Genomic DNA, 22,190 nt, shown 5'->3' with positions numbered 1-22,190 from the left:
CCTTTGCCGTTATTTTTTGTAGTAGTTGGTATAGCAGTGATTGGTTGCCTCAACAAACCCCTCAACACTGCCGCAATCGAAGCGACGGCCTTTGAACCGGTAACCCAGTACACGACCTTCGCTGGCCTGGGTCATCAGCGCATCGGTAATCTGCAACTCACCGTTTCTACCAGGTGGTGTATCACGCAAAATATCGAAAATGTCGGGTGTCAGAATATAACGACCAATAATCGCAAGGTTGGAAGGCGCCTCACTGGGATCAGGCTTTTCCACCATCTGGCGAATACGGAATACACCTTCTTCCTCTTCTTCGCCATCTATCACGCCGTACTTGTAGGTCTCTTCTGCCGGAACTTCCTCGATGGCCACGATACTGCACTGATATTTTTCGAACAGTTTCACCATCTGCAGCAGCACCGGATCCGGCTCGGCAACACAGTAGTCGTCGGCTAGAATGACGGCGAAAGGCTCAGACCCAATCAGTGTCTCGCCAGTCAGGATTGCATGCCCCAGACCTTTCATTTCAATCTGACGCGTGTAGGAAAAGGTGCAGGTGTCGATGATCTGTCGAATCGGCGCGAGAGCTTTTTCTTTGGAGGTGCCCTTGATCTGGTGTTCGAGTTCATAGCTGATATCAAAATGATCCTCGATCGCCCGTTTGCCACGGCCAGTGACGATCGCAATGCCCGTGATACCGGCCGCCACAGCCTCTTCAACGCCATACTGGATCAGCGGCTTGTTGACCAGTGTCAACATCTCCTTGGGCATCGCTTTGGTGGCTGGCAAAAAGCGGGTGCCATAACCAGCGGCCGGGAACAAACATTTCTTAATCATCTATCGTTGCCTCCATGATGCATGTCATTGCGCGGCCTCTGTTGATCAGCTGCGCCCGTAGACATCGTCAAATCTGACAATGTCATCTTCTCCCAGATAACTGCCGGTTTGAACTTCGATCAGTTCAACCCAATCTGTTCCCTCATTCTGCAGGCGATGCTTGCTGCCCAGCGGAATGAATGTTGATTCATTAGCCTCCAGTACATAAACCTGGTCATCGCAGGTGACGGTTGCACTGCCACTGATCACGACCCAGTGCTCTGCCCTATGATGGTGCATCTGCAATGAAAGCGACGCACCAGGCTTGACGCGTATCCGTTTCACCTGAAATCCGGGTCCAGTGCTCAGACTCTCGTAAGAACCCCAGGGTCGATATACCAGCGTATGGGACACCGCCTCGCTGCGCTTTTGCTGTGTCAGCCACTGCACGACGCCTTTTACATCCTGCACCCGATCCTTGTTCGCCACCAGCACGGCGTCTGCTGTTTCCACGATAACTGCATGATCCATGCCGACCGCAGCAACCAGGCGCGACCCGGCATACACATAACTGTTGCTGACGTGCTTCAGACACACGTCACCATGGCTGACATTACCGTTGTCGTCGCGAGCGGGGCTGGCTTCCCACAGCGCATTCCAGGCGCCCAGATCACTCCAGCCCGCCTGCATTGGCACGACGGCTGCCAGCGGTGTTTTCTCCATGACGGCGTAGTCAATCGAGTCAGACGGGCTCTCGCTGAAACGGGCCTCGTCGACGCGCAGAAAGTCACCATCGCGATTCAGCACCTGAAATGCCTGGCTACAGGCTGTGGCGATCCCTGGTGCCAGCCGATTCACTTCACCCAGCCAGGTATCCGCCGTCATCATGAACATACCGCTGTTCCAGTAATAGCCGCCTGCTTCCAGGTAGCTGCGTGCAGTCGCCTCATCGGGCTTCTCCACAAAACGGGCCACCTGGCACGCATTGCCGTCACTCGCGGGTAGCGGGCTACCTGCCTGGATATAGCCGTAACCTGTTTCCGGGTAGCCCGGCGTCACCCCGAAGGTCACCAGGGCACCACTGGTTGCCTGTCGCTGCCCTGTGAGCACGCAGGCATGAAATGCAGCAGTATCAGCAATCAGGTGGTCTGCGGGCAGGACCAGCATTACCGCATCTGTATGGCTCTGCTGCTGAACCAGCAACGCTGCCAGCGTCAATGCCGGAGCCGTATTGCGTCCTGCCGGCTCAAGTAACAGACTTGCTTGGTCTGCACCAGTGACTCCCTGCTGAGCCAGCTGTCTCAATTGCTCGGCGACCAGGAAACGGTGCTCCTCGTTGCAGATGACTATCGGCGGAGCCAGGTCCGCAAGACCCTGCAATCGCGACAGTGTCGCCTGAAACAAGGTCAGATCGCCTTCGTGGGTAGCAATATCAACAAATTGCTTGGGATTAAGTTGTCGAGACAGTGGCCACAGGCGGGACCCGGTGCCACCGGCCAGTATGACGGGGATAATCATGTCAAATCCTTTTAATAACCTGGGCCGCAAGTCTATCCCAAATCCGCGTGATTCGTCAGGAGGGGCAAAATATTATCGATTATTTCGCCCGCTCGCGATAATATTGCACGCTTTGCAGCAAACTGGTGATGCAAACCGCCTATGAAGAATACAGGGAATCCAATATTTACTCCCAAAAATGCCTATGACCGCGAAGAACTTCTGCAGTGCGGTTATGGTCAAATGTTTGGCCCCGGCAACGCACGACTGCCCGTCGGCAACATGCTGATGATGGACAGAATCGTCGAGATCAACGATCACGGCGGCGAGTTCGGCAAAGGTCTTATCGTTGCTGAGCTCGATATTCGCCCGGACCTGTGGTTTTTTGACTGTCATTTCCCGGAAGATCCCGTCATGCCAGGTTGCCTGGGGCTGGATGCGATGTGGCAGCTGGTGGGCTTTTATCTGGGATGGCGCGGCAACCTTGGCAAAGGCAGGGCGCTGGGTGCCGGCGAGGTAAAATTCAGCGGTGAAATTCTGCCCACGGCCAAAAAAGTCACATACGAGATTTCTCTCAGCCGCATCATTGAACGTAAACTGGTCATGGGGATTGCGGATGGTACCGTCGCCGTTGATGGCAAGGTAATCTATACCACCAAAAACCTGAAAGTGGGCCTGTTTACGCCTGACGCCAAATTCTGAACGATCGCTACACAGAGGTACCTATGAGACGCGTTGTTGTAACTGGCATCGGTATTGTTTCCTGCATCGGCAATGACAAGCAGACCGTGCTTGAGTCATTGAAGCAAGGCCGCAGCGGAATCAGCTACAACCCGGTATATGAAGAGATGGGCCTGCGCGCTCATATCTCTGGCCGGGTAGACATCAATTTTGAAGAGCACATCGATCGCAAAGTGCTGCGATTCATGGGCGATGCTGCAGCCTATGGCTACATCGCCATGGAACAGGCCATCAAAGACGCCGGCCTTTCCGAAAACGAAGTATCCAATGAGCGCACTGGCATCATCATGGGCGCGGGCGGCTCTTCGTCTGCAGACCAGGTGGAGGCAGCCGACATTCTGCGCACCAAGGGTCTGCGCAAGATCGGGCCGTATCGTGTACCGCGCACTATGGGTAGCACCGTCTCTGCGTGTCTTGCTACACCGTTCAAGATCAAAGGTGTGAACTACTCCATCTCATCAGCCTGCGCAACCAGCGCGCACTGCATCGGCAATGCCATGGAACTGATTCAGATGGGCAAGCAGGACATGGTATTCGCAGGCGGCGGCGAATCTGAACACTGGACGCTGACCAACCTGTTCGACGCCATGGGCGCGCTGACAACCAGCCACAATGATGAACCCACCAAGGCATCACGCCCATTCGACGTCAGTCGCGACGGCTTTGTTATCGCCGGCGGTGGCGCAGTGCTGGTTATCGAGGCACTTGACCACGCACTGGCACGTGGCGCCAAGATTTACGCCGAGATCACCGGTTACGGTGCGACATCAGACGGTTATGACATGGTCGCGCCATCCGGCGAAGGCGCGATTCGCTGCATGAACATGGCCATGGCCACCAGCAAACAGCCAATTGACTACCTGAACACGCACGGCACCAGCACCCCAGTTGGTGATGTGACCGAACTGAAAGCCATCAAACAGGTGTTTGACGGCAAATCGCCCATCATCAACTCCACAAAATCCCTGACTGGCCACTCGCTGGGCGCTACTGGCGCGCAGGAAGCGATCTACAGCCTGCTGATGATGGAAAACCGATTTGTCAGCGCATCGGCCAATATTCAGGAACTTGTTCCAGAGGCCGATGGTCTGAACATCGCAACTCAGCGCATGGACGATGTCACCCTGAACTGCATCATGTCCAACAGCTTTGGCTTTGGTGGTACCAATGCAACCCTCATCTTCGAGCGTTATTCGGACTAGACGCCAGGCCCTGCTTGCAGGCTGCTGTCTAGCATTGATGCTGCCGGCCGGGCTTGATGCCAAGCCGGGCAGTTCGCTGTTCGGCGGCTCGCGCTTCCTGCCAGTTGATCAGGCCTTCAGCTATTACACCAGCCTGGACAGCGATTCGCAGATCAGCATTCACTGGACCATTGCTCCGGGATATTACCTGTATGCTGACAAGTTCAGCGTTTCGGTAAGCAGCCCGGAATCTGATTCGGGCGAGCTTGCCTTCGAGCTTCCCGCCGGGGTCGCTCATCATGACGAGTACTTTGGCGACGTTACAGTTTTTTACGACAGCCTGCGTATATCGCTGCAGCTCCCGCAGACACTGACTGCCAGCACTGAAGACATTGTCCTGCAGCTGGACTACCAGGGCTGTGCGGAGGCAGGCCTGTGCTACCCTCCAGAATCCCGCGAGATCCCGATTTACCGCTGATTCAACCCATCGCCCGACACCGGGGGCGGCGGTCTTAACACCACCTTCGAGAAAAGATCAGAGAAAAGCCACAATTGAGTGGTGAAAATCTAAGAAAAATCTGCGAAAATCCCGCTTCAATGATCGCAATAGCGCACCACAAGCTGGATTAAGAATATGGCGACAATCCTAGTGTTGCACGGCCCCAACCTGAACCTGCTGGGCACCCGTGAGCCGGAGATATACGGCAATGAGACGCTGGACGATATCAACTCGCGCCTCAGCAGCACCTGCCTGGCCGCTGGACACCACCTGCTGCATCTGCAAAGCAATGCAGAATATGAGCTGATTGAGCGGATCCACGACGCGCGACGCGAGGGCATTAATTTCATTATCTTTAACCCGGCTGCCTTCACGCACACCAGCGTCGCCCTGCGCGATGCTCTGCTGGGCACCGGCATTCCCTTTATCGAAGTTCACCTGTCTAACGTCTACAAACGCGAACCGTTTCGGCATCACTCCTATTTCACGGACATTGCCAGCGGCGCAATCGTCGGGCTTGGCTCCCAGGGCTATGACCTGGCGCTGCAGGCGGCGCTCACAAGACTGACAGACACTCATTAATCAAGTTGATCCACTACCGGCAAAAAGAGAAGAAATCATGGATATCAGAAAAGTAAAAAAACTCATCGAACTGCTCGAATCTTCCGATGTTGCGGAAATCGAGATCAAGGAAGGTGAAGAGGCGGTTCGCATCAGCCGCGGCAGCACAGTCAACGCTGCCCCCATCCAGTACCAGGCAGCACCGCCGCCCCAGCCAGCAGCTCCTGCACCCGCGCCAGCTCCGGCTGCCGCTGATACCGACGCGGGCAGCAAAGAAAGCCAGAAAATTCGCGGCAATGTTGTCAAATCTCCTATGGTTGGTACCTTCTATCGCGCGCCATCACCTTCATCTCCGCCCTTTGTTGAGGTTGGCCAGCACGTAAAAGTGGGCGATGTCATCTGTATTATTGAAGCGATGAAAATGATGAACCAGATTGAGGCGGATCACGCCGGTGTGGTCGAAGCCATTCTGGCTCAGGACGGCGAGCCCGTTGAATTCGATCAGGCACTGGTCACAATCGTTTAAGGGTCAATAGCTATGCTGGAAAAAGTCCTGATCGCCAATCGTGGAGAGATAGCTCTGCGAATTCTGCGAGCGTGCAAAGAGCTTGGCATTAAAACCGTGGCCGTCCATTCGAGTGCCGACCGCGACCTGATGCACGTCCGACTGGCTGACGAATCAGTCTGTATCGGCCCGGCAAGCGCCTCGCAAAGTTACCTCAATGTGCCAGCGATTATCGCTGCCACGGAAGTCACCGACGCCGTGGCAATTCACCCCGGCTACGGATTCCTGTCAGAAAACGCAGATTTTGCTGAACAGGTTGAGCGCAGTGGCTTCACCTTTATCGGTCCGCGCGCCGAGACGATCCGATTGATGGGTGACAAGGTTTCCGCCATTGAGGCCATGAAAAAAGCAGGCGTACCGACAGTCCCGGGCTCTGACGGACCACTGGACGGTAATCCTGAACGCACGCTGGATATCGCCCGTCGCATTGGTTACCCGGTGATCATCAAGGCTGCTGCCGGAGGTGGTGGTCGCGGCATGCGCGTGGTGCATAACGAAGGCTCACTGCTCAAGGCCATTCACGTTACACAATCGGAAGCCAAGGCAGCCTTCGGCAACGATACGGTCTATCTGGAAAAGTTTCTGGAAAACCCGCGCCACGTGGAAATCCAGGTGCTCGGTGACGGCCAGGGCAATGCGCTGTACCTGGGTGACCGCGACTGCTCGATGCAGCGTCGCCACCAGAAAGTTATTGAAGAGGCTCCTGCTCCGGGCATCCCTGACGAAATACGCCAGCAGGTAGCAGAAACCTGCATCAAGGCCTGCGAGCTGATGAAGTATCGCGGCGCCGGCACACTGGAATTCCTCTACCAGGACGAGCAGTTCTACTTCATTGAAATGAACACGCGTGTTCAGGTGGAACATCCCGTTACTGAAATGGTCACCGGCATTGATATTGTCAAAGAACAATTAAAAATCGCCAGTGGCCAGCCTCTTTCCATCAAACAGGAAGAGGTGCAGATAAAGGGCCACGCGCTGGAATGTCGTATCAATGCTGAAGACCCCAGCACATTTATGCCCTGCCCCGGCAAGATCAACCTGTATCATGCACCGGGCGGTAATGGTGTGCGCGTCGACTCGCATATTTACAGTGGTTATACCGTACCTCCGTTTTACGACTCATTGATCGGCAAACTGATTACCTTCGGTTCTGATCGTGACGAGGCGCTGGTGCGCATGCAAAACGCACTGGATGAAATTCTGATCGATGGCATCCGTACCAATATCGCGCTGCACAAAGATATTCTGCGTGATCACAACTTCCGCAAAGGTGGTGTAAACATTCACTATCTGGAACACATGCTGAGCGGCCACAAAAAATCGTAAGCTGGTAAGAACATGCCCTGGCAACAAATCAAGGCCAGAGTCACAGACACGGAAGCCCCAGAGATGGAACAACTGTTCCAGTCACTGGGCGCCGTGTCTGTGTCGTTTCTGGATGCAGAAGATGAACCCGTTTTCCAACTGGAGCCGGACAGCACACCGCTATGGCAGCAGACCATGCTCAGTGCGCTGTTCGAAAGCGATGTCGTGATTGATGATGTAATCGCAGCTGTTGTGGCCGGCAGCCGTCTGCAGGAAAACGAGCTGATTATCGAACAGATTGAGGACCAGGATTGGGAACGCGCCTGGATGCAGGACTTCAAGCCCATTCAGTTTGGCAAGCGGCTCTGGATCTGCCCGAGCTGGTGCGAACCACCGGAGCCTGACGCAGTCAATGTCATGCTGGACCCGGGGCTGGCATTTGGTTCTGGCACACACCCGACAACGGCACTGTGCCTGGCCTGGCTGGATGGGCAGGACCTGAAAGGCAAGACTGTCATTGATTACGGCTGCGGCTCGGGCATTCTTGCCATCGCTGCGATTCTGCTGGGTGCGGAGCGGGCCATCGCCATCGACAATGACCCGCAGGCCCTTATCGCCACGGCGGCCAATCGTGACGCCAACGGGATTGCTGCGGACCGCCTGCCGGTCTACCTGCCCGGCGAATACGATACCCCTGCCCCTATCGTGGTTGCCAACATTCTTTCCGGACCGCTGGTAGAATTGACACCGATTCTCTCGCATTTGACCCTGCCCAACGGACAACTGGTGCTGTCAGGGGTATTGTCGGAGCAGACTGAGGCACTGCTGAGTTCCTACCGGGAAACATTTGAAATGCAGCCACCAGTTCTGCAGGATGAGTGGGTGCGAATAAGCGGTGTCCGGCGTTAGCCTGGCAGGCCGTCCTGTTAACCGGTTATCAGCATCTGGCATAGAGACTTGTCGAACTGACTATGTGGACCATCATTGAACAAGACAAACCAGAAATCGAGCTTCCGGTCATCGATGAAGCTCTGGAGCTGGAGTCATCCGCCCGGCCAACCCGGCCCGAACGGAAACTTCGCGCACGCAGGATACTTGGGACGACTCTTTCATTCCTGGCTGCTTTGTGTCTGCTGTTGGCCATTCCTGTGCAGCTGCTCCTGTTCCGCCCACAGCTGACTGCGACACATCCTGCTTTTTACGACTGGCTCGAAACAGCATGCCTTGATCGCTGCCCCTTTCAGTTGCCGACTCGGGTAGATCCAGAGGCTTTCGAAATAAGCGGGCTCGACTACCGGGAACACCCGTTTCTGGCTGACACGGCCCTGCTCGAGTTCAGTTTCCAGAATCGCGGCAGCTATGCGCAACCCATGCCAGACGTCGTTGTCCGTTTCAGCAGTATGTCGGGAGACCTGCTGGTCAGCGACCAGCTGTCAGCCAGCGACTACCTGGACACGGACTCAGAACCCGCCCCGCTGCAACCCGGCGAGGTGGCATCTGCCCGGATCGAGTTTACCGAACCTGGCAGCAATGCCGTAAACTACGACATTCAGTTTGTTAAACCGGCTTCCTTGCCACGAGCGATTCAGCCATGAGCGCCATCGGACTTAATGCCGACACCATGCCGCAGGGGTTCTACCTGGGCAAACACTTTCTGCAGCAGCCCGTCATTCTGGCGCCCATGGTTGGTGTCAGCGACCTGCCGTTTCGTGAAGTGTGCCTGCAGCAGGGTGCGACTTTAACCATTGCCGAAATGGTGCCTGCCGACTCACAGGTCTGGCAGAGCGAAAAAAACCGCCTGCGCCTGAAACGCTCAGGCAAATGTGGGCCGGAGATTGTCCAGATTGCCGGTTTTGATCCGGACATGATGGCCGATGCGGCGCGAAAGAATGTCGAGATGGGTGCTGAAATAATCGACATCAACATGGGATGCCCCGCCAAGAAAGTGCTCAAACGTGCCTCTGGCTCGGCTCTGATGCAGGATCCCGAGCTGGTCGAGAGAATACTGCGCGCTGTGGTAGCCGCGGTGCCAGTGCCAGTGACTCTAAAGACCCGCACCGGCTGGAGTCGCGAACAACGGAACGGACCGCAGATCGCCCGCATTGCTGAGGATTGCGGGATCGCCATGCTGAGCATTCACGGACGTACACGCGAATGCCGCTTCAAAGGCAATGCAGAATACGACACCATTGCCCGCATCAAGCAGGAAATCAGCATTCCGGTGATCGCCAACGGCGACATCACGTCTCCCGAGCAGGCAAAGTTTGTGCTGGACTACACGCAGGCAGACGGTGTAATGATCGGGCGGGCCGCGCAGGGACGTCCCTGGCTGTTCCGGCAGATCCACGACTTTCTGCAATCCGGTAAAACGACCGAACGTCCCCCGGCCCAGGCTATCAGCCAGCTAATGGTTGATCACATCCGCGCCCTGCACGCTTTTTATGGTGACTTCAAAGGGGCGTTGTTCGCGCGCAAACACATCGACTGGTACAGCCAGGAGTTGCCAGCTGGCGCAGAGCTCAAATCCCGCTTCATGGACAGCCGTGATGTCATGGAACAGCGTGATATACTTGCCGACTACCACGAGAATTTAGCCAGTTTCAGCCTGACACAATAAGACTCGCATGAAAAAAGATACCACTGAGCAACAGATGGGCGCACCCACACCCACCGATATCGCCGAACCATTCAGCCTGCGTCAGGCTGTTGAGCGCTCGATGGCAGTGTATCTGTCGGATATTGATGAGGAAGACGAGAACCTGGTCGCCAATCTTTACGACCTGGTAATGAGCGAGGTCGAGCCCCCTCTGATACAGGCAGTTCTTGACCACAACGCAGGTAACCAGAGCCGCACGTCTACCATGCTGGGGCTCAATCGTGGTACTCTACGCAAGAAAATCAGGCAATATGGATTGCGCGTGTAATGCCGTTAATCCGCCCTTTCCCACCCGCTTATAAACCTAGAAATCGAGCTTATGTCTACTGAGAACACAGCAGTCATCCGTCGCGCCCTTATCAGCGTGTCGGACAAAACCGGTATTGTTGAATTTGCACGCGACCTGCACTCGGCAGGTGTAGAAATCCTGTCCACTGGCGGCACTTACCGCATGCTGCAGGACAACAATATTCCCGCCACGGAAATTGCCGATTACACAGGCTTTCCGGAAATGATGGATGGCCGCGTCAAGACGCTGCATCCAAAAGTGCATGGCGGCATTCTGGCCAGACGCGATATCGACGGCAAAGTCATGAGCGAAAACGACATACCGCCCATCGATCTGGTGGTGGTCAATCTGTATCCGTTCGAAAGCACGGTGGCACGTCCTGACTGCAATCTTGATATGGCGATCGAGAACATCGATATCGGCGGCCCGACCATGCTGCGCGCTGCCGCCAAAAACCACGCCTGGGTGGGCGTAGTGGTCAACCCGTCTGACTATGAGACCATCATCTCGGAGATTAAGCAGAACAACGGCGGTCTGACACAACAGACGCGCTTTGATCTGGCAACCAAGACCTTCGAACACACTGCAGCTTACGATGCGGCGATTGCCAACTATCTCGGCAAGACCATTACTGGCAGCCAGTTCCCGCGCACCTTCAGCAGCCAGTTTGTCAAAAAGCAGGATCTGCGCTACGGCGAAAATCCGCATCAAAATGCAGCCTTCTACACCGAGAAAAACCCGCAGGAAGCCAGTGTCAGCACAGCTGAACAGTTGCAGGGCAAAGAGCTGTCCTACAACAATATTGCTGACACGGATGCTGCGCTGGAGTGCGTGAAGAGCTTTGCTCAACCCGCCTGTGTCATTGTCAAACATGCCAACCCCTGCGGCGTCGCGCTTGCCGAAACTATCGAACAGGCCTATCAACTGGCTTTCAAGACCGATCCGACGTCGGCGTTTGGCGGCATCATTGCGTTCAACCGACCGCTGGACGCGGCTACGGCCAAGGCCATTATCGAGCAGCAGTTCAGTGAAGTGATCATTGCTCCTTCCGTACACAACGAAGCGCTGGACGTGCTGTCAGCTAAACCAAATGTGCGCGTCCTGGCCTGTGGTGAGTGGCCAGAGAAACCTGCCGACGCCTGGGACTACAAGCGCGTAAATGGTGGTTTGCTGGTTCAGGATCGGGACAATCACCAGATCAGTCACAGCGACCTGAAAGTAGTCAGTAAGCGCCAGCCTACGGAGCAGGAACTGGCAGATCTGATGTTTGCCTGGACAGTCGCACAGTTCGTGAAATCCAATGCCATTGTGTATTGCCGCAAACAACAGACCATTGGCGTAGGCGCCGGCCAGATGAGCCGTGTATACAGCGCCAAGATCGCAGGCATCAAGGCAGAAGATGAAGGCCTGGCGGTAGCCGGCTCTGTGATGGCGTCAGATGCATTCTTCCCGTTCCGCGACGGTATTGATGCAGCAGCCAAAGCTGGCATTACAGCGGTCATTCAGCCCGGTGGCTCCATGCGTGATGAAGAAGTCATCGCCGCGGCCGACGAAGCTGGCATGGCAATGGTCTTCACCGGCATCCGCCATTTCCGTCACTGATAGCCACCACAGAAACAGAGAACACTTATATGAACGTACTGGTACTGGGCAGCGGCGGTCGTGAGCACGCCCTGGCATGGAAACTCGCCAAGTCCCCTGCGGTTAAAAAGGTATTCGTGGCGCCCGGCAATGCGGGAACGGCCACTGAGAATGGCCTTGAGAACGTAGCGATTGATCCACTGGATTTTCCGGCGCTGGTAGAATTCGCCCGAGCCAATGCCGTTGAATTGACCGTTGTTGGCCCGGAAGCACCACTGGTGGCAGGTGTTGTTGACTACTTCACCGAGCAGGGCCTCAAGTGTTTCGGTCCGCGCCGGGGCGCGGCCCAGCTGGAAGGCTCCAAGGCTTTCTCCAAAGACTTTCTGGCCCGTCACAAAATTCCGACGGCCAGTTACCAGAATTTCACCGACGCTGAACAGGCCATTGCATACGTGCAGCAACAGGGCACACCCATTGTCATCAAGGCCGATGGTCTGGCCGCCGGCAAGGGCGTGATCATCGCGCAGACGCAGGACGAAGCCGCCGCGACCATTCGCGATATGCTGTCAGGCAATCGCTTTGGTGACGCTGGCAGTCGTGTTGTTATTGAGACCTTCCTGCACGGCGAAGAGGCCAGCTTTATTGTAATGGTGGACGGCAGGAACGTACTGCCGATGGCTACTTCACAGGACCATAAAGCGCGTGACGACGGCGACCGTGGCCCCAATACCGGCGGCATGGGTGCCTACTCTCCCGCGCCCGTAGTAACCCCCGAAGTGCATGAACGGATCATGGCCGAAGTCATTCGACCAACTGTCGAGGGCATGGCCGCAGAAGGTAACCCCTACACTGGTTTTTTGTATGCTGGCCTGATGATTTCTCCTGACGGCAAAGTTAATGTCATTGAGTTCAATTGCCGTTTTGGTGATCCCGAAGCGCAGCCTGTCATGATGCGTTTGCAGTCAGACCTCGCCGAACTTTGTCTGGCAGCTGTCGAGGGACGCCTGGATCAGGCGCAGGCAAACTGGGACACCCGCGCCAGTATCGGTGTGGTGCTGGCCAGTGGTGGGTACCCTGATGCCTATGACAAGGGCGCGGTCATATCGGGTCTTGATAAAGCCGTCGAGTCCGACAGTGGCAAAGTATTCCATGCCGGTACTGCCCTGAAAGATGGACGCATAGTAACCAGCGGCGGTCGCGTACTGTGTGCTGTTGCGCTTGGCGACACTGTCACCGAGGCCCAGCAGGCCGCCTATGCACTGGCAGAAAAGATTGAGTGGGATAAACTCTACTATCGACGCGATATTGGCCATCGGGCCATAGCGCGCGAACAGGGTCGTTCTTAACAATCGTAATTGCTGACAATCTCGAATAAGCTTGGTGCTTACTCGATAACAATTTCGCAGTAACAAGGGATGAGTCGCATGCAACAAGAGCACTACAGCCTGGCTGATCGTCTGGTGCTGCAACTTGACCAGGCACTCCACACACTGGTTCCCGGCAGCAGCCACGCTGACAGGGCCTCGCCCGCCAGCTCGGTGGACGACGGCGATTTGACCGAAACTGAACGAGCGCTTGCGGCGGGTCTGATGCGCATCAACCACACCGGCGAAGTCTGCGCTCAGGCTCTTTATCAGGGCCAGGCGCTGACGGCGCGTTTGCCGCAGGTGCGCGAGTCGATGAATCATGCCGCCCAGGAAGAAATCGATCACCTTGCCTGGTGCGAGGACAGACTGAAAGAGCTGGACAGCCGTCCGAGTGTATTCAATCCGGCGTTTTACGCGCTGTCCTTTGGCCTGGGTGCATCAGCCGGCCTGATTGGTGATCGCTGGAGCCTGGGGTTTGTTGGCGAAACCGAACGCCAGGTCTGCGAACACCTGGGTGAACATCTGGATCAGCTGCCTGCCAATGACAACCGTAGCCGTGCTGTGGTGCAGCAGATGATGACAGACGAGCAAAAACACGGCGAAGCAGCCATGGCAGCCGGTGGCGCAGAACTGCCACTTCCCGTGCGCACTGGCATGAAACTGATGGCAGGGGTCATGAAAACGCTGACCCGCCGCCTCTGAGGCAACGCCTGTGTCGCACCTGCCACGCCTGATAAGGATCATCTCGGTTGCGGCCAAGTACCGACTGCATCACCTTAGCCCACTGACGGCCAAATCTATCCCGTTGCGCCTGGTGATGGGCCTGCTGGCTTTACCCTGGGCATTCTCTTCAGTGCGAAAACTGCCAGCCCCGGTGCGACTGCGCAGCGCGCTGGAAGAGCTCGGACCGATTTACATAAAATTTGGCCAGCTGCTGTCAACCCGCCGCGATTTCCTGCCTTACGAGGTCAGTGAAGCGCTGCAGAGCCTTCAGGACAAAGTACCAGGCTTTAAAGAGCCCGGTATCCTGCAGGTAATTGAACAGACGTTGGAGTCGCCGTGGCAGTCACATTTCGCGAGCGTGGAAACAGATGCCCTGGCGTCCGCTTCCATCGCTCAGGTGCACGCTGCCACACTGCCTGACGGAACCGCGGTTGTCATCAAGGTGCTTCGCCCCGGCATCGGCGAAATAATACGTCAGGATATCGCCGTGCTTAAATGGATAGCGCGGCTGGTCGAGCGGTATGTACCCGATGGACGCCGCCTGCGACCACGTGAAGTAATCGACGACTACGAGCACGTGATCCTGAATGAGTTGAACCTGACCGCGGAAGGTGCCAACACCACCCTGCTAAAACGTAATTTCGAGAACTCTCCACTGCTGTATGTGCCCCGCGTTTACTGGGATATAAGTCGCGACAACATGCTGGTCACTGAACGTATACATGGCATACCGGTTTCCAATATCGACACTCTCAGGGAACGCGGCGTTGATCTCAAAAAGCTGGCTGAGACCGGTGTAGAGATATTTTTCACACAGGTCTTTGAACACAGCTTCTTCCATGCCGACATGCATCCCGGCAATATATTTGTGGATGCAGATAACCCCCTGAATCCGCGTTATATCGCCATAGACTGCGCCATCATTGGCTCACTCAGCCGCGACGATCAACAATATCTGGCGCGCAACCTGTTGGCGATTTTCAAGCGTGACTACCGGAAAGTCGCCGAGCTGCATGTGGAATGTGGCTGGGTTCCCAAAAATACCAAAGTGGTTGAATTCGAAGCGGCGATGCGCACGGTATGCGAACCGATCTTTGAAAAACCCTTAAAAGACATCTCTTTCGGATATCTGCTGGTCCAGCTGTTTCGCACGGCCGGTCGCTTCAATATGGAAGTACAACCGTCTCTCGTGCTGCTGCAGAAAACCCTGCTCAACGTCGAGGGACTGGGTCGACAGCTATACCCGGAGCTTGATCTGTGGCAGACTGCGCTACCATTTCTGGAGCGCTGGAATCGCAAGCGCATGCAGCCTTCCTGGCTGTGGAAGCAGCTTAAACAGAATGTCCCTGACTGGGTTGAACAGGCCCCGCACCTGCCACAACTGGTGCTGGACAGCCTGAATCAGCACAAACAGGTGGAAGCGCTGAACAACACGCTCTCCCACGTGCTGACTGAGCAGCGCGCGCGCGAGGAGCGACAGCGACGCAGCGAGCGCAGGGCCATGTTCGCTATCATAGTCATGGCCAGCGCCCTGTTGGCAGCTTTGTATTTTGGCCGATGAAAGAGCATACTGAATTGATGAAAAATGCAGCATGGCTGGACCAGATCAAGTGGGACAGTAACGGTCTGGTCCCCGTCGTCACTCAGGACGCCACCAGCGGCAGACTGCTGACTCTGGCGTGGATCAACCGCGAAGCCTTGTGGCTGACCCAGCAGGAAGGCCGCGCAGTTTACTGGTCACGCTCACGCCAGAAAATCTGGCGCAAGGGCGAAGAGTCCGGCAATGTGCAGCACATTCGTCAAATCCAGCTGGATTGTGACGGCGACTCAGTCTGTTATCTGGTTGACCAGGTCGGCGGCGTGGCCTGTCATACCGGACGTGAGAGCTGTTTTTACAAACAGCTGCAGGGTGACAATGAGCAGGCTGACTGGCAGGTTATTGACCCGGTCCTGATTGACCCTGCGTCCTTGTACAAAAAGCAGTAAAGGCGTGGCATGACTCAAACCACTTCAGACACACTGACAGAACTGGCAAAGGTGCTGGAGCAGCGCAAATCTGCGACTCCGGATTCATCCTATGTGGCTTCACTGCATCACAAGGGCCTGAACAAAATCCTGGAAAAAGTGGGCGAGGAAGCTGTTGAGACCATTCTCGCCGCGCGGGATGTCGAGGCCGGCAAAGATGCACAGGCACTAATAGGCGAGACGGCAGACCTGTGGTTTCACAGCATGGTGATGCTGAGCCACCTCGGATTGAGCCACGAGCAGGTATTGGAAGAACTGGCAAAGCGTTTTAACATATCTGGTCTGGACGAAAAGGCAGCCAGATCGCAACAGTAAGTAACGATAACAGGTCTGTCGCCTGACGCTATCACGCAGACAGAACCTTCGGAGGAAGTATGGGAATCGGCGGTATCAGTATCTGGCAACTTTTAATCATCGCGTTGATCATCGTGCTGCTGTTCGGCACCAAAAAACTGCGCAACCTGGGAACTGACCTTGGCGGCGCGCTGAAGGGCTTCAAAAATGCCATGAAAGACGAAGACAAGGATGGCGACGAGGACTCAAAGCCCGAGCAGCTGGAAGCAGACAAGGAACAGACCGGCGCAACCACGAGTGCCCGCACCGAAAAAACGCAGGACAAGTAAGCTGCATGCCCTGGCGGGCAGCACCACAGGATCTGAGCGATGTTTGATATTGGGTTTATGGAGCTGCTGCTTATCGGCGTCGTAGCACTTTTGGTGCTGGGCCCCGAAAAGCTGCCAGGTGCCATTCGTACAGGCGCGCTTTGGGTCGGTCGTGCCAAGCGCAGTTTTAACAAGGCCAAAGCCGAGATAGAACAGCAACTCAATGCAGACGACATCCGGCGTCAGCTGCATAACGAATCTATTCTTGCCGATATCGAAAAAGCCAAAAAGAACGCCAACAAACTGGTCGAAGATACCCGCAAGGACTTCAAGGAAAGCAGTGAAAAGGCCAAGCAGGCTCTGGACAATGCGCGCGGGGTAACACCGGTCACCAGCAGTGCCGAAGAGGGCGTCCCAACAGAGCCCACCGCCAAGGCTACCCCGGCGGATAAAGAGCCCTCAGCTGGTCAAGAGCCCTCAGCTGATAAAGAGCCCTCAGCTGATAAAAAGTCCTCAGCTAGTAAAGAGTCCTCTGTTAGTAAAGAGACCTCATCAAGTTACAATACCTCTACTAGCGAGACGTCCACCACAGCAGAACACACTTCTACGCCTGAAGATGAGTCTTCCGTAGCATCTCACGAATCGCAGTCAGCGGATCCGACACCGAAACCCAAACCGGTCAAACAGGATTTTTACAATACGCCGCCAACCGGCCGTATCACAACTCAGGGTGGACGGTTTGTGCCTGACTCTGACAAACCCGACGCCGACGACAGCAAATCATCATGAGCGAAAACACCCCCATCCACGATGATCAGAAAGAGCTATCTCTGATCGGCCATCTGGTCGAATTGCGCGACCGAATTCTTAAGTGTGTGGCCGCGCTATTACTGGTATTTCTGGGCCTGGTTTATTTCGCCAATGATATCTACGCCTACGTTGCTGCCCCGCTGGTCTCTGTGCTGCCGCCTGATACCAGCATGATCGCCATCGATCCGACATCGCCGTTTTTTACACCATTTAAATTAACGTTCTACGCCGCCCTGTTTGTTTGCGCGCCTTACGTTCTTTATCAATTATGGGCATTCATCGCGCCCGGCCTCTACAAAAATGAAAAGTCACTGGCGATTCCTCTGTTCGTTTCCAGCGTTTTACTTTTCTATGCTGGCATGGCCTTTGCGTATTTTGTTTTGTTCGGCATCGTGTTCAGCTTTTTTGTATCGGTGGCACCCGAGGGCATAGCAGTAGCACCCGACATTGCGAGCTATTTGAGCTTTGTCCTTAAGATATTCTTTGCGTTTGGTTTCGCATTCGAAATACCTATCGCGGTATTCCTGTTCATCTGGGCAGGCATACTCGAACCGGATGATCTGAAGGCTAAACGCCCTTACGTTATCGTTGGTTGTTTTGTCATATCGATGTTGCTGACGCCACCCGACCCCTTCACTCAAACCATTCTTGCCGTTCCGATGTGGATGCTGTTTGAAACCGGTATTTATTTCGGCCGGGTTTTCCTGCGCAAAAAAGCTGAACAGGAAGCGTCAGAGAATCAGTAGGCCAGGCAGAGGAAGCAGCGCCACCAGTGGCTCTGGCAATGGATAGAATAGCCTCCCAAGGCCTGCTCAGGAGTTAAGTAGGAAGGTCACCGGTCCGTCGTTTTCCAGACTGACCTGCATGTCGGCAGCGAACTGCCCTGTTTTTGTGGCAGAGTGGGCCTGCAGCAGCCAGTCGGCCAGCTGATCGTAAAGCTCGCGGGCAGGACCTGGCGCCATGGCCGACGAGAAAGATGGGCGCAGGCCTTTGTCCGTGCTGCCAGCCAGAGTGAACTGTGAGACCAGCAGCAGCTCGCCATCAATCGCCCGCAAACTCAGGTTCATTTTCCCTTCAGCATCGGCGAAGACCCGGTAGTCCAGCACTTTGCTCAGCAGACGCTGGCCATCGGCCAGCGTGTCATGCTTCTCCAGACCCAGCAGCAACAGCAATCCTTTGCCGATGCGGCTGTACTCGCTGCCTGCAATACTGACGCTGGCGTGATTGACGCGTTGAATCAGTGCAATCATGCAGAGGCTCCCCCGTCAATCCAGCCCAGTCTGTCAGCCGCGAGCGGCACCGCCACGGCTGGCGCGCTTGCGGTCACTCTCAGTCAGGTGCTTTTTACGAATCCGGATGTTGGCAGGTGTAATTTCCACCAGCTCATCCTCATCGATAAACTCCATGGCCTGCTCCAGGGAATGCTTTACTGGCGGCGTCAGGACAATGTTTTCATCCGTACCCGATGCACGCACGTTGGTCAGCTGCTTGCCCTTGATCGGGTTCACCACCAGGTCGTTGTCGCGGCTGTGCAGGCCGATAATCATGCCTTCATACACTTCCACGTTAGGATCGATAAACAGACGGCCGCGCTCCTGCAACGCCCACAGCGAATAACCCAACGCCTTGCCGGTCACCATCGAGACCAGCACGCCGTTTTTACGCTTGGCCAGATCACCTGCCTTGGCCGGACCATAGTGATCGAACACGTGGTTCATCATACCGGTGCCCGAGGTCAGGCTGAGGAACTGCGAGCGGAAACCGATCAGGCCGCGCGTTGGAATTTCGAAGGTCAGGCGTACACGACCCTTGCCATCAGGCAACATGTCCTGCATTTCGGCGCGACGCAGACCCAGCTCCTCGATCACGGAACCCTGGTGCTCTTCGTTACAGTCGATAACCAGTGTTTCGAATGGCTCGCTGAGCACACCATCGATTTCCTTCATGATCACTTCCGGCCGTGATACGGCTAGCTCAAAGCCTTCGCGACGCATGGTTTCGATCAATACGGACAGGTGCAGCTCACCACGGCCGGATACTTTGTATTTGTCGGGGCTTTCGCCCTGTGCAACACGCAGCGCCACGTTGTGGATCAACTCACGTTCCAGCCGTTCTTTGATATTACGTGTCGTGACGAATTTGCCCTCACGACCCGCAAAAGGCGAATCATTGACCTGGAATGTCATGCTGATCGTGGGCTGATCGACAGTCAGAGGCGGCATGGCTTCAACATGATCAGGATCACATAGCGTATCGGAAATATTCAGCTTGTCGATACCGGTAATGCAGACGATCTCGCCAGCCGTGGCCTCCTGCACGTCTACTCGCTCCAGGCCAAGGTGGTTTTTCACCTGCAGAATCTTGCCCTTGCGTTCCTTGCCTTCACGATCGACAACAATAACCTGCATATTGGGTTTAGCCACACCACCGGTGATACGGCCGATACCGATAACACCCACATAGCTGTTGTAGTCCAGGGCACTGATCTGCATTTTGAATGGCGCCGCGGCGTTTACCGGCGGTGGCGGTACATGTTTGACCACTGTCTCGAATAGGGGTGTCATGTCGTCGGCCAGCTCATCAGCTTCCAGACCGGCAATACCGTTCAATGCAGATGCGTAAACCACCGGGAAATCCAGCTGCTCGTCGGTTGCGCCGAGCTTGTCAAACAGGTCGAATACTTCGTTCAGCACCCAGTCCGGACGGGATCCGGGACGGTCGACCTTGTTGATGACAACAATTGGGTGCAGGCCCTGAGCGAATGCCTTCTGGGTCACAAAACGCGTCTGCGGCATCGGGCCGTCAACCGCATCAACCAGCAGCAATACACTGTCCACCATGGACATTACACGCTCCACCTCGCCGCCGAAATCAGCGTGTCCGGGCGTGTCGACGATATTGATGTGATAACCGTTCCAGTTGATGGCGGTATTTTTCGCCAGGATCGTAATGCCGCGTTCCTTTTCCTGATCATTGGAGTCCATCACACGCTCAACCGCGCTCCCGCGATCTCCGAGCGTTCCGGACTGCTGCAGAAGTTTATCAACCAGGGTGGTCTTGCCATGGTCAACGTGAGCAATAATGGCGATGTTGCGGATTTTCTCGATCACTGCGGATTACCTGTGGTTGCGAGCGCGTCGCTGGGACTGGAGCGCCCTATGCGGACGCGTAAAAATGGCCGCGAATTATACACCACGACAGTTTTGATTACCATGACGCTGGCGCGACAGAGTTTGTAGTCAGCTCAATAGCTGCACCTACCCGCCCCGGAACCAGTTCACAAAATCAGTCGATTTCCTCACCGAACTGGGATGCACGTCACAGATCATGACACTGCCTTGCAAGCAAAGACTTTTTATCAGGTCCAGCTGAGAGACCAGGCCGTAAGCCCGGGAACAAGACCGAAAGAAAGCAGCATAGAAATTTTACACGACGACGCTTTCACACGGATTTGAGTGAACACTCACGCAACGACCCAACCATATATGGGAGCACAACATGCAAAGACATAACCGCAAGACAAGAGAAAGTAACAAATACATGCGCCTGAAGGTCAGCGCTCTGACAGCGGCACTGCTGGGCTGCTCGGCTTTAGGCTATGCGTCAAGCCACCGTGAGGCACCCATGATTGCCGGCCTGCCCCGCCTGGATGCCACAGACCTGTACATGTTCAGGAGTTATGAGACTGGCCGCCAGGACTACATCACCCTGATTGCCAACTATTTTCCGCTACAGGCGGCCTACGGCGGGCCAAACTATTTCGACCTGGAGACAGCCGGAATCTATGAGATCCACATCGACAACACCGGTGACTCCATGGAGGACATCACTTTTCGCTTTGATTTCTCAACCATCCTGGCAGGTGCTGCTGTCCCAGTCGGCGGCGAAAACATTCCAATTCCGCTGATCAACGCCGGTGCCATCGGGCCGGGAGCAACTGACACCAGCGCGGTCAATTCGCGGCAGGAGTATACTCTGGACGTCATTCGCGGCAACGCCAGGACTGGTACCGCTCAAGCGGTAACCAACGTTACCACGCAAACCACGACCTTCCGGAAGCCAGTAGACAATATCGGCACCAAATCCATCCCAAACTATGCCGATTACGCCAGTGCACATATCTACCCCATCAGCATTCCGGGCTGCCAGACCCAGGGACGCGTGTTTGTGGGCCAGCGTAAAGAAGGGTTTGCAGTAAATCTGGGACAGGTATTCGACCTGGTCAACCTGAACCCGCTTGGCGCCGCTGATGCCGTTGCCAACCCGATTGGTGATACCAACGTCACCTCCCTGGCGCTTGAAATCCCCACCAACTGTCTTGTTGATCAGGATCCTGTTATCGGCGCATGGACCACTGCCAGCCTGGATATGGCCGGCGGCGAACCCATGCAGGTATCACGCCTGGGCTTCCCACTGGTGAACGAGGTAATCATCGGCCTGCCTGACAAGGACAAGTTCAACAGCAGCCATCCCGTCAACGACGCGCAGTTCGCCGCCTACGTGGAAAAACCGACGCTGCCCTACTTACTGGAAGTACTGTTCCAGGATGCAGGTGCAGTGGCTCCAACCAACTCACCGCGCAGTGACCTGGTAGATGCCGTTGTTGGTGTACCTGGCCTGAACCTGCCAGCATCAGTCGCTGACGGCACCTTCCCGCGGAGTGAGATGCTGCGGCTTAACACCTCCATTGCGCCTGCCATGCCGTCACAGCAGCAAAACATGGGCGTACTGGCCGGTGACAACGCTGGCTTCCCGAACGGCCGCCGCCCGGGTGACGATGTTGTCGACATTGCCCTGCGAGTAATGATGGGCGCCCTGATCAGTGATCCTGCAGTAGCGCCCAACCGAACTGCACCGTTCACGGATCAGACGACCGTATCTGCAGGGGATTTTAAAACCTCATTCCCTTACCTGAATGAACCTCTGCCTGGTTCAGCGGTTCAGTAAGCGATCTGTTCGCCAGGCAGGATCACCC

At 55.6% G+C, this 22,190-nt stretch carries 23 protein-coding genes and 1 pseudogene; 20 read left to right on the top strand and 4 right to left on the bottom strand.

The features are described 5' to 3' along the window. Positions 1-9: 9 nt before the first annotated feature. Both galU and LVD14_RS05375 read right to left on the bottom strand, forming a co-directional pair. Positions 10-834 (bottom strand): UTP--glucose-1-phosphate uridylyltransferase GalU, encoded by an 825-nt coding sequence (galU, locus tag LVD14_RS05380; RefSeq protein WP_237133011.1) that lies wholly within the window; start codon positions 832-834, stop codon positions 10-12. A gap of 45 nt (positions 835-879) precedes the next feature. Continuing rightward, a complete protein-coding gene (locus LVD14_RS05375; protein ID WP_237133009.1) occupies positions 880-2,331 on the bottom strand; it encodes a mannose-1-phosphate guanylyltransferase/mannose-6-phosphate isomerase in 1,452 nt (483 codons plus the stop codon). Between the two features lie 141 nt (positions 2,332-2,472). On the opposite strand from LVD14_RS05375, the gene fabA reads away from it, so the two are divergent. The 19 genes and pseudogenes from fabA (at position 2,473) to tatC (ending at position 17,961) form a co-directional block, all read left to right on the top strand. Continuing rightward, positions 2,473-3,012 carry a 3-hydroxyacyl-[acyl-carrier-protein] dehydratase FabA gene (fabA, locus tag LVD14_RS05370; RefSeq protein ID WP_237133008.1) on the top strand — a complete coding sequence of 180 codons (540 nt, stop codon included), beginning with the start codon at positions 2,473-2,475 and terminating at the stop codon, positions 3,010-3,012. Positions 3,013-3,035: 23 nt separating this feature from the next. After that, positions 3,036-4,253 (top strand): beta-ketoacyl-ACP synthase I, encoded by a 1,218-nt coding sequence (gene fabB / locus LVD14_RS05365; protein ID WP_237133007.1) that lies wholly within the window; start codon positions 3,036-3,038, stop codon positions 4,251-4,253. A 37-nt stretch (positions 4,254-4,290) separates the two neighbouring features. After that, positions 4,291-4,710, top strand: a complete 420-nt coding sequence (locus LVD14_RS05360; RefSeq protein ID WP_237133418.1) for a protein-disulfide reductase DsbD domain-containing protein — start codon at positions 4,291-4,293, stop codon at positions 4,708-4,710. Between the two features lie 156 nt (positions 4,711-4,866). After that, entirely contained in the window at positions 4,867-5,313 is a 447-nt protein-coding gene (gene aroQ, locus LVD14_RS05355; RefSeq protein WP_237133006.1) for a type II 3-dehydroquinate dehydratase, read from the top strand. Between the two features lie 37 nt (positions 5,314-5,350). Next, on the top strand, positions 5,351-5,818 hold the full coding sequence (gene accB / locus LVD14_RS05350) for an acetyl-CoA carboxylase biotin carboxyl carrier protein (RefSeq protein WP_237133005.1): 468 nt from the start codon (positions 5,351-5,353) through the stop codon (positions 5,816-5,818). A 12-nt stretch (positions 5,819-5,830) separates the two neighbouring features. Further along, positions 5,831-7,183, top strand: a complete 1,353-nt coding sequence (gene accC, locus LVD14_RS05345) for an acetyl-CoA carboxylase biotin carboxylase subunit (RefSeq protein ID WP_237133003.1) — start codon at positions 5,831-5,833, stop codon at positions 7,181-7,183. A gap of 12 nt (positions 7,184-7,195) precedes the next feature. Then, the gene (prmA, locus tag LVD14_RS05340; protein ID WP_237133002.1) at positions 7,196-8,071 is read left to right on the top strand and encodes a 50S ribosomal protein L11 methyltransferase; all 876 of its coding nucleotides are present in this window, start codon (positions 7,196-7,198) and stop codon (positions 8,069-8,071) included. A gap of 62 nt (positions 8,072-8,133) precedes the next feature. Further along, positions 8,134-8,757 carry a DUF3426 domain-containing protein gene (locus LVD14_RS05335; RefSeq protein WP_237133001.1) on the top strand — a complete coding sequence of 208 codons (624 nt, stop codon included), beginning with the start codon at positions 8,134-8,136 and terminating at the stop codon, positions 8,755-8,757. Next, complete coding sequence (dusB, locus tag LVD14_RS05330; protein WP_237133000.1) at positions 8,754-9,779, top strand: tRNA dihydrouridine synthase DusB; 1,026 nt, start codon at positions 8,754-8,756, stop codon at positions 9,777-9,779. Before LVD14_RS05335 ends, dusB begins: the two co-directional genes overlap by 4 nt. A 7-nt stretch (positions 9,780-9,786) precedes the next feature. Further along, the gene (locus LVD14_RS05325) at positions 9,787-10,086 is read left to right on the top strand and encodes a helix-turn-helix domain-containing protein (protein ID WP_237132999.1); all 300 of its coding nucleotides are present in this window, start codon (positions 9,787-9,789) and stop codon (positions 10,084-10,086) included. A gap of 51 nt (positions 10,087-10,137) precedes the next feature. Beyond that, complete coding sequence (gene purH, locus LVD14_RS05320) at positions 10,138-11,709, top strand: bifunctional phosphoribosylaminoimidazolecarboxamide formyltransferase/IMP cyclohydrolase (protein WP_237132998.1); 1,572 nt, start codon at positions 10,138-10,140, stop codon at positions 11,707-11,709. 29 nt (positions 11,710-11,738) lie between these two features. Then, the gene (gene purD / locus LVD14_RS05315) at positions 11,739-13,034 is read left to right on the top strand and encodes a phosphoribosylamine--glycine ligase (RefSeq protein ID WP_237132997.1); all 1,296 of its coding nucleotides are present in this window, start codon (positions 11,739-11,741) and stop codon (positions 13,032-13,034) included. A 78-nt stretch (positions 13,035-13,112) separates the two neighbouring features. Further along, a complete protein-coding gene (coq7, locus tag LVD14_RS05310) occupies positions 13,113-13,757 on the top strand; it encodes a 2-polyprenyl-3-methyl-6-methoxy-1,4-benzoquinone monooxygenase (protein ID WP_237132996.1) in 645 nt (214 codons plus the stop codon). A gap of 10 nt (positions 13,758-13,767) precedes the next feature. Beyond that, positions 13,768-15,339, top strand: a complete 1,572-nt coding sequence (gene ubiB, locus LVD14_RS05305; protein ID WP_237132995.1) for a ubiquinone biosynthesis regulatory protein kinase UbiB — start codon at positions 13,768-13,770, stop codon at positions 15,337-15,339. Between the two features lie 17 nt (positions 15,340-15,356). Beyond that, positions 15,357-15,764 carry a phosphoribosyl-AMP cyclohydrolase gene (hisI, locus tag LVD14_RS05300; RefSeq protein ID WP_237132994.1) on the top strand — a complete coding sequence of 136 codons (408 nt, stop codon included), beginning with the start codon at positions 15,357-15,359 and terminating at the stop codon, positions 15,762-15,764. A 9-nt stretch (positions 15,765-15,773) separates the two neighbouring features. Next, positions 15,774-16,118, top strand: coding sequence for a phosphoribosyl-ATP diphosphatase (locus LVD14_RS05295; RefSeq protein ID WP_237132993.1), 345 nt, complete (start codon positions 15,774-15,776; stop codon positions 16,116-16,118). A gap of 59 nt (positions 16,119-16,177) precedes the next feature. After that, entirely contained in the window at positions 16,178-16,426 is a 249-nt protein-coding gene (gene tatA, locus LVD14_RS05290; protein WP_237132992.1) for a Sec-independent protein translocase subunit TatA, read from the top strand. Positions 16,427-16,465: 39 nt separating this feature from the next. Further along, positions 16,466-16,673: pseudogene (tatB, locus tag LVD14_RS05285) on the top strand (Sec-independent protein translocase protein TatB); the annotation flags it as partial. 517 nt (positions 16,674-17,190) lie between these two features. Then, positions 17,191-17,961 carry a twin-arginine translocase subunit TatC gene (gene tatC / locus LVD14_RS05280; protein WP_237132991.1) on the top strand — a complete coding sequence of 257 codons (771 nt, stop codon included), beginning with the start codon at positions 17,191-17,193 and terminating at the stop codon, positions 17,959-17,961. Positions 17,962-18,027: 66 nt separating this feature from the next. On the opposite strand, the gene dtd is transcribed toward tatC, so the two are convergent. Together dtd and typA are read right to left on the bottom strand one after the other, a co-directional pair. After that, on the bottom strand, positions 18,028-18,465 hold the full coding sequence (dtd, locus tag LVD14_RS05275) for a D-aminoacyl-tRNA deacylase (RefSeq protein ID WP_237132990.1): 438 nt from the start codon (positions 18,463-18,465) through the stop codon (positions 18,028-18,030). 33 nt (positions 18,466-18,498) lie between these two features. Next, positions 18,499-20,325: a translational GTPase TypA gene (typA, locus tag LVD14_RS05270; RefSeq protein WP_237132989.1), complete on the bottom strand. Its 1,827-nt coding sequence runs from the start codon at positions 20,323-20,325 to the stop codon at positions 18,499-18,501. Between the two features lie 388 nt (positions 20,326-20,713). Here typA and LVD14_RS05265 point away from each other — a divergent pair, with 388 nt between their 5' ends. Further along, entirely contained in the window at positions 20,714-22,162 is a 1,449-nt protein-coding gene (locus LVD14_RS05265) for a DUF4331 domain-containing protein (protein ID WP_237132988.1), read from the top strand. Positions 22,163-22,190 lie beyond the last annotated feature (28 nt).

This window comes from Pseudohongiella sp. O18, assembly GCF_021729085.1.
Lineage (GTDB): Bacteria > Pseudomonadota > Gammaproteobacteria > Pseudomonadales > Pseudohongiellaceae > Pseudohongiella.
The sequence above is the reverse complement of the archived record's forward strand: the minus strand, read 5'-3'. Positions and strand labels throughout refer to the sequence as shown.

Coding starts and splice junctions, on each gene's coding strand:
- galU (WP_237133011.1), bottom strand. CDS start 834: ATGATTAAGAAATGTTTGTTCCCGGCCGCTGGTTATGGCACCCGCTTT.
- LVD14_RS05375 (WP_237133009.1), bottom strand. CDS start 2,331: ATGATTATCCCCGTCATACTGGCCGGTGGCACCGGGTCCCGCCTGTGG.
- fabA (WP_237133008.1), top strand. CDS start 2,473: ATGAAGAATACAGGGAATCCAATATTTACTCCCAAAAATGCCTATGAC.
- fabB (WP_237133007.1), top strand. CDS start 3,036: ATGAGACGCGTTGTTGTAACTGGCATCGGTATTGTTTCCTGCATCGGC.
- LVD14_RS05360 (WP_237133418.1), top strand. CDS start 4,291: ATGCTGCCGGCCGGGCTTGATGCCAAGCCGGGCAGTTCGCTGTTCGGC.
- aroQ (WP_237133006.1), top strand. CDS start 4,867: ATGGCGACAATCCTAGTGTTGCACGGCCCCAACCTGAACCTGCTGGGC.
- accB (WP_237133005.1), top strand. CDS start 5,351: ATGGATATCAGAAAAGTAAAAAAACTCATCGAACTGCTCGAATCTTCC.
- accC (WP_237133003.1), top strand. CDS start 5,831: ATGCTGGAAAAAGTCCTGATCGCCAATCGTGGAGAGATAGCTCTGCGA.
- prmA (WP_237133002.1), top strand. CDS start 7,196: ATGCCCTGGCAACAAATCAAGGCCAGAGTCACAGACACGGAAGCCCCA.
- LVD14_RS05335 (WP_237133001.1), top strand. CDS start 8,134: ATGTGGACCATCATTGAACAAGACAAACCAGAAATCGAGCTTCCGGTC.
- dusB (WP_237133000.1), top strand. CDS start 8,754: ATGAGCGCCATCGGACTTAATGCCGACACCATGCCGCAGGGGTTCTAC.
- LVD14_RS05325 (WP_237132999.1), top strand. CDS start 9,787: ATGAAAAAAGATACCACTGAGCAACAGATGGGCGCACCCACACCCACC.
- purH (WP_237132998.1), top strand. CDS start 10,138: ATGTCTACTGAGAACACAGCAGTCATCCGTCGCGCCCTTATCAGCGTG.
- purD (WP_237132997.1), top strand. CDS start 11,739: ATGAACGTACTGGTACTGGGCAGCGGCGGTCGTGAGCACGCCCTGGCA.
- coq7 (WP_237132996.1), top strand. CDS start 13,113: ATGCAACAAGAGCACTACAGCCTGGCTGATCGTCTGGTGCTGCAACTT.
- hisI (WP_237132994.1), top strand. CDS start 15,357: ATGAAAAATGCAGCATGGCTGGACCAGATCAAGTGGGACAGTAACGGT.
- LVD14_RS05295 (WP_237132993.1), top strand. CDS start 15,774: ATGACTCAAACCACTTCAGACACACTGACAGAACTGGCAAAGGTGCTG.
- tatA (WP_237132992.1), top strand. CDS start 16,178: ATGGGAATCGGCGGTATCAGTATCTGGCAACTTTTAATCATCGCGTTG.
- tatC (WP_237132991.1), top strand. CDS start 17,191: ATGAGCGAAAACACCCCCATCCACGATGATCAGAAAGAGCTATCTCTG.
- dtd (WP_237132990.1), bottom strand. CDS start 18,465: ATGATTGCACTGATTCAACGCGTCAATCACGCCAGCGTCAGTATTGCA.
- LVD14_RS05265 (WP_237132988.1), top strand. CDS start 20,714: ATGCAAAGACATAACCGCAAGACAAGAGAAAGTAACAAATACATGCGC.